The organism is Pseudomonas sp. RGM2987 (assembly GCF_022952855.1).
In the GTDB taxonomy this organism is placed as follows: domain Bacteria; phylum Pseudomonadota; class Gammaproteobacteria; order Pseudomonadales; family Pseudomonadaceae; genus Aquipseudomonas.
This window is the reverse complement of sequence record NZ_JALJDX010000160.1, coordinates 21,002-30,793: the sequence shown is the minus strand read 5'-3', so window position 1 is coordinate 30,793 and position 9,792 is coordinate 21,002. Positions and strand designations below refer to the sequence as shown.

The window sequence follows — 9,792 nt, the reverse complement described above, 5'->3', positions numbered from 1 at the left end:
CATTTAACAGATAGGTTGACTGATCCGGCGCATTCGCGAGCAAGCCCGCTCCCACACTGAGGGGTGATGGCTTTCAATCATCGCTGACAGTGATATTGGGCATCGCCGGCGCAGCCGCTTCCTGCAACACGATCCGTGCGCCGACGTGGCGGGCCAATTCCTGGTAAACCATGGCAATCTGGCTGTCGGGTTCGGCGATCACCGTGGGCTTGCCGCCGTCGGCCTGTTCGCGGATCAGCATCGACAGCGGCAGCGACGCCAGCAGTTCGACGCCGTACTGGGTCGCCAGTTTTTCGCCGCCGCCTTCACCGAACAGATGTTCGGCATGCCCGCAGTTCGAGCAGATGTGCACAGCCATGTTTTCCACCACGCCCAGCACCGGGATGTTCACCTTGCGGAACATCTCCACGCCCTTGCGTGCGTCGAGCAGGGCCAGGTCCTGGGGCGTGGTGACGATCACCGCGCCGGCCACCGGGACTTTCTGCGCCAGGGTCAGCTGGATATCGCCAGTGCCCGGCGGCATGTCGATCACCAGGTAATCGAGGTCGCTCCACGCAGTCTGCGTCACCAGTTGCAGCAAGGCGCCGGAGACCATGGGCCCGCGCCAGACCATCGGCGTGTTGTCGTCGGTCAGAAATGCCATGGACATGACCTCCACGCCATGGGACTGGAGCGGCACGAACCACTTCTGGTCCTTGACCTGCGGCCGGGTTCCTTCGGCGATACCGAACATGATGCCTTGGCTGGGCCCGTAGATGTCGGCGTCGAGGATCCCGACCTTCGCCCCTTCGCGGGCCAAAGCCAGCGCCAGGTTGGCCGCGGTGGTGGACTTGCCCACGCCGCCCTTGCCCGAAGCCACGGCGATGACATTCTTGACGTTCGCCAGCCCCGGCACCTGCGCCTGGGCCTTATGGGCGGCGATCACGCTGGTGATTTCGACTTTGGCGGCCGTCACGCCGTCCAGGGACTCGATCGCCAGTTGCAGCATCTGCGCCCAGCCACTCTTGAACAGTCCGGCGGCATAGCCGAGCTCCAGCTGGACGCTGACGCGATCGCCCTGGACGTCGATGGCGCGCACGCATCCGGCGCTGACCGGGTCCTGGTTCAGGTAGGGGTCGGTGTATTGGCGAAGGACGGCTTCCACCGCTGCGCGATTGACGGCGCTCATGGGCAACTCCGATAGCAAGACTGGAAAAACAAGGCCGCTATCCTACGCCGCCGATACTTTTGTGGCGACCCGATTACTGATGTGCTTACACCCTTGTGGCGAGGGAGCTTGCTCCCGCTCGGCTGCGCAGCAGTCGCAAGCGCGTTGATGCTACCCATTTCCTACGTCGGGCGGACAAGTCTGGGGTGGCTTTGCCACCCAGCGGGAGCATGCTCCCTCGCCACGGTTTCGGTCCGGATGAATTCGGAAACAGGCGGGCGGGGTGAAATATATTTCCCGGCGCTTTATAGTGGCCGACCTCCGTTTCATCAAGTAGCCGAGCCCCATGTCCGAGCCACGCAAGATCCTCGTCACCAGCGCCCTGCCCTATGCCAATGGTTCGATTCACCTCGGCCATATGCTGGAGTACATCCAGACCGATATGTGGGTGCGCTTCCAGAAACATCGCGGCAACCAATGCATTTATGTCTGCGCCGACGACGCCCACGGTTCGGCCATCATGCTGCGTGCCGAAAAGGAAGGCATCACCCCGGAACAACTGATCGCCAACGTCCAGGCTGAACACAGCGCCGACTTTGCCGACTTCCTGGTGGACTTCGACAACTTCCACTCCACTCACGCCGAAGAAAACCGTGAGCTGTCGAGCCAGATCTACCTGAAGTTGCGTGACGCCGGACATATCGCCACCCGTTCGATCACCCAGTATTTCGACCCGGAAAAGAAAATGTTCCTGGCCGACCGCTTCATCAAGGGCACTTGCCCGAAATGCGGAACCGAGGACCAGTACGGCGACAACTGCGAAAAATGCGGCGCCACCTATGCACCGACCGACCTGAAGGACCCGAAGTCGGCGATTTCCGGGGCCACGCCGGTGCTCAAGGATTCCCAGCATTTCTTCTTCAAGCTGCCGGATTTCCAGCAGATGCTGCAAACCTGGACCCGCAGCGGCACCCTGCAGGACGCGGTCGCCAACAAGCTCGCCGAATGGCTCGATGCCGGCCTGCAACAGTGGGACATCTCCCGCGATGCGCCGTACTTCGGCTTCGAGATCCCCGACGAGCCGGGCAAGTATTTCTACGTGTGGCTGGATGCGCCGATCGGCTACATGGCCAGTTTCAAGAACCTCTGCAACCGCACGCCGGAGCTGGACTTCGACGCGTTCTGGGGCAAGGACTCCACGGCGGAGCTGTACCACTTCATCGGCAAGGACATCGTGAATTTCCACGCCCTGTTCTGGCCGGCAATGCTCGAGGGCGCCGGTTTCCGTAAACCGACCGGCATCAACGTGCATGGCTACCTGACCGTCAACGGCCAGAAAATGTCCAAGTCCCGCGGCACCTTCATCAAGGCCCGGACCTACCTGGACCATCTGTCGCCGGAATACCTGCGCTACTACTACGCGGCCAAGCTCGGTCGTGGTGTCGACGACCTGGACCTGAACCTCGAAGACTTCGTGCAAAAGGTCAACTCCGACCTGGTGGGCAAGGTGGTCAACATCGCCAGCCGCTGCGCCGGCTTCATCCACAAGGGCAACGCCGGCGTGCTGGTGGCCGGCAATGCCGCGCCGGAACTGACCGAGGCCTTCCTCGCCGCCGCCCCGAGCATCGCCGAAGCCTATGAGGGCCGCGACTTTGCCCGTGCCATGCGCGAGATCATGGCCCTGGCCGACCGTGCCAATGCCTGGATTGCCGACAAGGCGCCCTGGTCGCTGGCGAAACAGGAAGGCAAGCAGGAAGAAGTCCAGGCGATCTGTGCCCTGGGCATCAACCTGTTCCGCCAACTGGTGATTTTCCTCAAGCCGGTGCTGCCGCAGCTGGCTGCCGATGCCGAGGCATTCCTCAACGTCGCGCCGCTGACCTGGAATGACCACCAGAGCCTGCTGAGCAACCATCAGCTGAACGAGTTCAAGCCGCTGATGACCCGTATCGACGCAACCAAGGTGCAGGCGATGACCGACGCATCCAAGGAAGACCTGGCTGCCAGCCAGACCGACACCGGCGCCCCCGCCGGCAACGGTGAGCTGGTCAAGGACCCACTGTCGCCGGAAATCGAGTTCGACACCTTCGCCGCCGTTGACCTGCGCGTCGCGCTGATCGTCAAGGCCGAGGCCGTCGAAGGTGCCGACAAGTTGCTGCGCCTGACCCTGGACATCGGCGACGAGCAACGCAACGTCTTCTCCGGCATCAAGAGCGCCTACCCAGACCCGTCCAAGCTCGATGGTCGCCTGACCATGATGATCGCCAACCTCAAGCCACGGAAAATGAAGTTCGGCATCTCCGAAGGCATGGTGATGGCGGCAGGCCCTGGCGGCGAGGAAATCTACCTGCTGAGCCCTGACAGTGGCGCCAAGCCGGGTCAGCGGATCAAGTAACGCGACTCGCGCTGCACCGATCCCACAGCCACCTCACCGGTGGCTGTGGGATTTTCATATCTGGCCCACGGGTCTCGCGTGCCGGATAATGCCTAATCTTGTAACAGGCCATTTACCAGCCACACGCCCATGACCGACATCGTCCTCACAGTATTCAGCGCAGCCCTGATCAACAACCTGGTGTTGCATTGGCCGCTGGGCGTCGATCCGCTGCTGGTGACCAGGGGAAGGACACAGGTACACGCCCTGGGCGTGGCGACAACCGGCCTGATGCTGATTGTCGGCGCCCTGGGTTACCTGATCGATCACTGGCTCCTGGCCCCGCTGGACCTGACATCGCTGCGCCTGCTCGTATGGCTGCCCTTGAGCGTGCTGCTGATCGGCCCGCTGCTGCGCCCGCTGGCCCGGTGGCTGCCGGGATTGCCGTTCGATGGGTTGTGGCCGCTGTTGCTGGGAAACGCCGGGATACTGGGCGTCACGCTGCTCAACAGCCAGGATGACCAGGGCCTCGGCCACGCCATGACGTTGAGCCTGGGGAGCGGACTGGGTTTCTGGCTGGTGCTGAGCCTGTTCGATGATCTGCGCCAGCGCACTTTCAATAACGATATTCCCCCGGCCTTTCGGGGCCTGCCGATTCAGCTGATCAGCGCCGGCCTGATGGCCGTGGCATTTCTTGGTTTACGCGGGCTGGTCAAAACATGAGTCTGATTCAACGCATCGATGCCCTGCTGCCACAGACCCAATGCGGCAAGTGCGGCCACCCCGGGTGCAAGCCTTACGCCGAAGGCATTGCCCAGGGCGAACCGATCAACAAATGCCCGCCCGGTGGACGCGAGACCATCGAGGCCCTGGCTGGCCTGATGCAAGTGCCGGTGCTGGAACTGGACACCAGCCGCGGCTCAGCCCCGGCGCAGATCGCCTTCATCCGCGAAGCCGAGTGCATCGGCTGCACCAAGTGCATCCAGGCCTGTCCGGTGGACGCGATTGTCGGCGCGGCCAAGCTGATGCACACCGTGCTGACCGATGAATGCACCGGCTGCGACCTTTGCGTGGCCCCCTGCCCGGTCGATTGCATCGAAATGCGCCCGTTGCCCGATGCGACTGTACCGGTCGTGGGCGGGCTGGCCTTTAGTGCCGAGCAACAGCAGGCTCGCGCCGCCAAGCGTGATCACGCCCGGTGGCGCTTCGAACAGCGCAACGCACGCCTGCGTCGCGAGGAAGAACAGCGTCAAGCCGAGCGTCTGGCCCGCGCCCAACGCGCAGCACAGCCGCAAGCGCAATCGCTCGATCCGATACAGGCAGCACTGGAGCGGGTACGGGCGCAAAAAGCCGACACCGCCGATGCGGCCTTGAAAAAGGCCAAGGTCGATCTGGCAATGAGTCGCGCGCAGTTGAACAAGTCGTTGAAGGCGTTCGGCCATCCACCGACCTTTGAGCAGCAGTCGCAGTTGATCGTGCTCCAGCGCCAGTACGAAGCCGCGGAACAGGCCTTGGCACAGCTGGAGAGCACCCCACAGCCTGTCGCGGCTCCGACGCCTGCGCCAAGCGCCGAGTTGAAACGGGCAAAGATTCAACTGGCGATGCGCCGTGCCGAACTCAGCAAAGCCCGGACTGCTGCCGCCACTGACGAACAGTTGCAGACACTGGAACAAGCGGTGCAAGACGCCGAACGCCTGGTGGACGAGCATGGCGCTCCCTGAGTCCGTGGACGAGCGGCTGCGCCAGGCAATGAGGCGCGTGCTGCTGGCGACGCTCCCCGGGGTGCTGGCGTTGCTGTGGTTTTATGGCTGGGGTGTGGCGCTCAATCTGTTGCTGTGTGGCGTCACGGCGCTGGCGGCGGAAGCGCTGGTGTTGCGCTTGCGCGGTCGGCCTCTGTCCCCGGGCCTGGGCGATGGCAGTGCGTGGGTCAGCGCCACGCTGCTGGCCCTGGCGCTGCCCGCGTACTGCCCATGGTGGCTGGGCGTCACGGCCACCGCCTGCGCCCTGTTGTTCGGTAAGCATCTGTGGGGCGGTGTAGGCACCAACCCGTTCAACCCGGCCATGCTCGGCTACGCCCTGGTGCTGGTGGCGTTTCCCGCGCATATGAGCCAATGGCCGGTGCCACACGGCATGGGCTTGGTCGAAGGCCTGCAACAGGTGTTCGGCACTCATTCGGCACCTGATGCCTGGGCCGGAGCGACCGCGCTGGACAGCCTGCGAATAAACAACAGCCTGACCATCGACGAACTGTTCGCCCACCATCCGGCGTTCGGGCGTTTCGGCGGCCGAGGCATTGAATGGGTCAATCTGGCGTTCCTGGCCGGTGGCCTGTTCCTGCTGCAACAACGGGTATTCACCTGGCATGCGCCGGTGGGAATGCTGGCAAGCCTGTTCGTTATCAGCCTGTTGTGCTGGAACGGTTCGGGCTCGGACTCCCATGGCTCACCGCTGCTTCATCTGTTCACGGGCGCCACCATGCTCGGCGCGTTTTTCATCGTTACCGAACCGATCTCCGGCGCCAGGTTGCCCCTGGCTCGCCTGTTGTTTGGCGCCGGCGTGGGGCTGTTGGTGTACCTGATACGCACCTGGGGCAGCTACCCGGACGGCGTGGCATTTGCCGTGCTGTTGATGAACCTCGGCGTGCCTGCGCTGGACCGGCTGGCCGAGGCACGACAAAGGCGACAGCCGACATGAAGAACCCCGTTGGCGTTGCAATCCTGCTGCTGTTGACCGGCTTGGGGATCGGTGCCACCTACCTCATGCACCTCGGCACCGCTGGCCGCATCGAGGCCCAGCGGCAAGCCGTCGCGGACAAGTCTTTGCTCGAGGTGCTACCGGCTGAGCGCTATGACAATCAGCCGTTGGCGCACGCTGTCCTGGCAGCGCCAGTGGTCTTGGCTCATAGCACCCTGCTGGACGGTTACCTCGCGACACACAACGGCCGGCCCAGCGCCGTGCTGCTGCGCAGTGAAGCGCTGGGCTACGAAGGGCGCATCGAATTGCTGGTCGCCATTGACCCGCAGGGACGGTTGCTCGGGGTGAAAACCCTGCACCAGACGGAAACCCCCGGGCTGGGCGAGGCGATTGCCGGCTGGCCGAACGCCTGGCTGCAAACCTTCACCGGTCACTCGCGCAAGACGCCTGACGACAGCGGCTGGGCCTTGAAAAAAGACCAGGGGCAGTTCGATCAACTGGCAGGCGCGACGGTGACCTCAAGGGCTGTCCTGCAGGCCGTTCACGACGCGCTGCGTTACTTCGACGAGCACAAGGCTCAACTGACTGAGGGAGCGTCGGATGAATAGGGTATCGTGGCTGACACGCGGCCTGTTGCTCGTTGCGCTGATCGGCGCAAGCGATTCGCTGGCCGGCGCGCTGGGGCTATGGCTGGCCTGGGCCATGGTCATCCTTGGCTACGGCCTGACGATGAGCCTGCTTCGGCCCCGCCTGACGACCGACCAACGCCTGCTCGCCAGCCTCGTACTGGTTGCGACCCTTAGCACTTGCACAAGCTTTGCCGTCCAGGCCTGGGCGCTGGAGTTGTATCGATCGCTGAACATTTATATTGGCTGGATTGCCTTGAGCTGCGTGGCACTGGAACAGCAGGGATTCTTTGTCGAATCCCGCTGGCCAGCGCAACTCAGGCTGGCCGGCCTGTTTGGCCTGTCGATGCTCAGCCTGGGTGCCCTGCGTGAGCTACTCGGCAACGGCCTGCCCCTGGCCCTGCTCGCTCCCGGTGGCTTTATCCTGCTCGGCCTGCTGCTGGCAGCCTGGCAAGCCTGGACTGCCGCCCGCCCCCATTCAACCACCGAGGAAACGCCGCGCCCATGAACGCCGCAAAACGCCTGGAAATATTTCGTCGCTTCCATGAGGACAACCCGGAACCGAAAACCGAACTGGCCTATTCCTCACCGTTCGAGCTGCTGATCGCGGTGATTCTGTCGGCACAGTCCACCGACGTCGGCGTCAACAAGGCCACGGCCAAATTATTCCCGGTCGCTAGCACTCCGGAGGCGATCTACGCCTTGGGCGTCGAAGGGTTGTCCGAGTACATCAAGACCATCGGCCTGTTCAACAGCAAGGCCAAAAACGTGATCGAAACCTGCCGCCTGCTGATCGAGCGTCACGGCAGTGAAATTCCGCAAACCCGTGAAGCGCTGGAAGCCCTTCCAGGCGTCGGCCGCAAGACCGCCAACGTTGTGCTCAATACCGCGTTCCGGCAACTGACCATGGCGGTCGACACGCACATCTTCCGCGTCAGCAACCGTACCGGGCTGGCCCCCGGTAAAAACGTGGTGGAAGTCGAGCAGAAGCTAATGAAGTTCGTCCCCAAGCAATTTCTCCTGGACTCCCACCATTGGCTCATTCTTCACGGGCGCTACGTCTGCCTGGCGCGCAAGCCTCGCTGTGGCAGCTGCCGGATCGAGGATTTGTGCGAATACAAGCACAAGACCTCCGACGATTGAGACGCTATTGCTTTTATTGATCCGTCGATTGAAAAAATCTTTTTTACCCGCCTCTGGTTTATCGATATAAGGAGCGCCAATGGCAGTCTTAGCCTGGAGTCGAACCCATGAGTGCTGGCAAAGAACAACTGGATGTAGAAGACGAATTCATCGCCGTTGAAACCGACGACGTGGAACCGGTAGTCGTAGAAGTGGCGAAGACCAACCTGAGCAAGCGCCGCACCATTGACAACCTGCTGGAAGAGCGCCGCTTGCAGAAGCAGTTGGCCGATTACGACTTTGATCTCTGACACATAAAAGCCTCCCTGATGGAGGCTTTTTAGTGTGTACGCGTGTCCGAAGAACTCACACCAACCCATTACGCTGCGCCAGCTCGATCAGATCGACCAATGAGCGGGCATTGAGTTTTAACAACAGGCGCGTCTTGTAGGTACTGACAGTCTTGTTGCTTAAAAACATTCCGTCAGCGATTTCCTTGTTGGTTCTCCCCCGCGCCAGTTGTTGCAGGACCATCATTTCCCGCCCCGACAAACGATCCACCATATCCGACTCGCTGGCATTACCCAGGCTCGAACGCACCGTGTGCAGCGCCTGGTTGGGGAAATAACTGTAACCGGACAGTACTGCTTTTATTGCACTCAGCAACTCTGTCAGATCCTGTTGCTTGCACACGTACCCGGCCGCCCCCGTCTGCATGCAGCGCATTGAAAAATGGCCCGGCGACTGAGAAGTCAGCACCAACACCTTCATTGATGTAGGAATAGAGGTCAGACGGGCTATCACCTCCAACCCGTCGAGCTTTGGAATACCAATATCGAGGATGACGATATCGGGAGCAAGGTCACGAGCGAATTGCAATGCATCGACGCCATTATCGGTTTCGGCAACAACTTCATAACCATGGCGCTCCATCAGCAAACGTACAGCAAGACGAATGACGGGGTGATCATCCACGATCAGCACTTTATTCATGGGCAAATCCAACTTCGCTGTTCGAATTTTTAGAGCACGCACAATAGCCTAGTCAATTCAACCTTGGCATGCTGCCCCCCCCTGACCGCTCGCACCGAGAGACGAAACCTACAAGCTATACAGAAAATTCCTACGAATTCCGCAAGAAAATATGTGTCACGAATTTGTTTATCATGTGAAGCCTGCGTTTCTCCATGCCCCTGCAAAAGCCCTCCATCGTACGTTCTTTCATCCCCACACCCTCGGCAAGCAGGCCAATGAGAACCATTGCGCTCATAATGAGTTACTCATTTATAGGCTGACAACAGCGTTTCCCTGCTTCTTCCCGAAGCAAAATTCATATAAAAACAACTGTAACCAGGCTAAATAACCGACGCCTGTCGTTGCCATCCCTATTACCCAACCGATACTTTGCCAACCACCACACCACCGAACTTCCAATTTAATCAGAGCACGAATACTTATGAGCATTTACCATGAGAAAATCTTCGAAGACCATCACCAACCCCATGACCCTTATCGCTATATTTGCAACTTTATCCGAAACTTCTGCGGCGGTTTCTCTGCCATTCCTGGATGATCAGGATCGCGAATGCTATGTCTGGTTCCTGATCAGCTTCCCTTTTTACCTATTGCTGCTTTTCTTTATCACGCTCAACTTCAATCATCGATCGTTGTATTCACCCTCGGATTTTCGCAAGAGCAAACACTTCATAAAAAGCATGAATGACTCGACCCTCCGGCGTAAACGCATATTGCGCCGGACAAATCAGGTCAAGGAAAGGCCGGAAGATGACCATCGATGCAGATGCAAGTCTCAACCGGCTGTTTGCATCCTG

At 60.6% G+C, this 9,792-nt stretch carries 10 protein-coding genes and 1 pseudogene; 9 read left to right on the top strand and 2 right to left on the bottom strand.

Annotated features, from left to right (window positions below):
* Positions 1 to 73: 73 nt before the first annotated feature.
* The gene (apbC, locus tag RGM2987_RS07410) at positions 74 to 1,168 is read right to left on the bottom strand and encodes an iron-sulfur cluster carrier protein ApbC (RefSeq protein ID WP_245139450.1); all 1,095 of its coding nucleotides are present in this window, start codon (positions 1,166 to 1,168) and stop codon (positions 74 to 76) included.
* 325 nt (positions 1,169 to 1,493) lie between these two features.
* Between apbC and metG the strand changes: the two genes are divergently transcribed.
* From metG to RGM2987_RS07370, 8 genes are all read left to right on the top strand, one after another.
* Complete coding sequence (gene metG / locus RGM2987_RS07405) at positions 1,494 to 3,539, top strand: methionine--tRNA ligase (protein ID WP_245139449.1); 2,046 nt, start codon at positions 1,494 to 1,496, stop codon at positions 3,537 to 3,539.
* Between the two features lie 129 nt (positions 3,540 to 3,668).
* A complete protein-coding gene (locus RGM2987_RS07400; protein WP_245139448.1) occupies positions 3,669 to 4,241 on the top strand; it encodes an Rnf-Nqr domain containing protein in 573 nt (190 codons plus the stop codon).
* Positions 4,238 to 5,239 carry an electron transport complex subunit RsxB gene (gene rsxB / locus RGM2987_RS07395; protein WP_245139447.1) on the top strand — a complete coding sequence of 334 codons (1,002 nt, stop codon included), beginning with the start codon at positions 4,238 to 4,240 and terminating at the stop codon, positions 5,237 to 5,239. Before RGM2987_RS07400 ends, rsxB begins: the two co-directional genes overlap by 4 nt.
* Entirely contained in the window at positions 5,226 to 6,212 is a 987-nt protein-coding gene (locus RGM2987_RS07390) for an RnfABCDGE type electron transport complex subunit D (RefSeq protein WP_245139446.1), read from the top strand. The genes rsxB and RGM2987_RS07390 overlap by 14 nt, the downstream gene beginning before the upstream one ends.
* The gene (locus RGM2987_RS07385) at positions 6,209 to 6,820 is read left to right on the top strand and encodes an RnfABCDGE type electron transport complex subunit G (RefSeq protein WP_245139445.1); all 612 of its coding nucleotides are present in this window, start codon (positions 6,209 to 6,211) and stop codon (positions 6,818 to 6,820) included. The genes RGM2987_RS07390 and RGM2987_RS07385 overlap by 4 nt, the downstream gene beginning before the upstream one ends.
* Complete coding sequence (locus RGM2987_RS07380; protein WP_245139444.1) at positions 6,813 to 7,346, top strand: Rnf-Nqr domain containing protein; 534 nt, start codon at positions 6,813 to 6,815, stop codon at positions 7,344 to 7,346. Before RGM2987_RS07385 ends, RGM2987_RS07380 begins: the two co-directional genes overlap by 8 nt.
* On the top strand, positions 7,343 to 7,981 hold the full coding sequence (gene nth, locus RGM2987_RS07375; RefSeq protein WP_245139443.1) for an endonuclease III: 639 nt from the start codon (positions 7,343 to 7,345) through the stop codon (positions 7,979 to 7,981). Before RGM2987_RS07380 ends, nth begins: the two co-directional genes overlap by 4 nt.
* 107 nt (positions 7,982 to 8,088) lie before the next feature.
* A complete protein-coding gene (locus tag RGM2987_RS07370) occupies positions 8,089 to 8,271 on the top strand; it encodes a hypothetical protein (RefSeq protein WP_245139442.1) in 183 nt (60 codons plus the stop codon).
* A 55-nt stretch (positions 8,272 to 8,326) separates the two neighbouring features.
* Here RGM2987_RS07370 and RGM2987_RS07365 read toward each other — a convergent pair whose 3' ends face one another.
* The gene (locus tag RGM2987_RS07365; protein WP_245139441.1) at positions 8,327 to 8,953 is read right to left on the bottom strand and encodes a response regulator transcription factor; all 627 of its coding nucleotides are present in this window, start codon (positions 8,951 to 8,953) and stop codon (positions 8,327 to 8,329) included.
* A gap of 476 nt (positions 8,954 to 9,429) precedes the next feature.
* Between RGM2987_RS07365 and RGM2987_RS07360 the strand changes: the two are divergent.
* Positions 9,430 to 9,687: pseudogene (locus RGM2987_RS07360) on the top strand (hypothetical protein); the annotation flags it as partial.
* Positions 9,688 to 9,792: the final 105 nt, after the last annotated feature.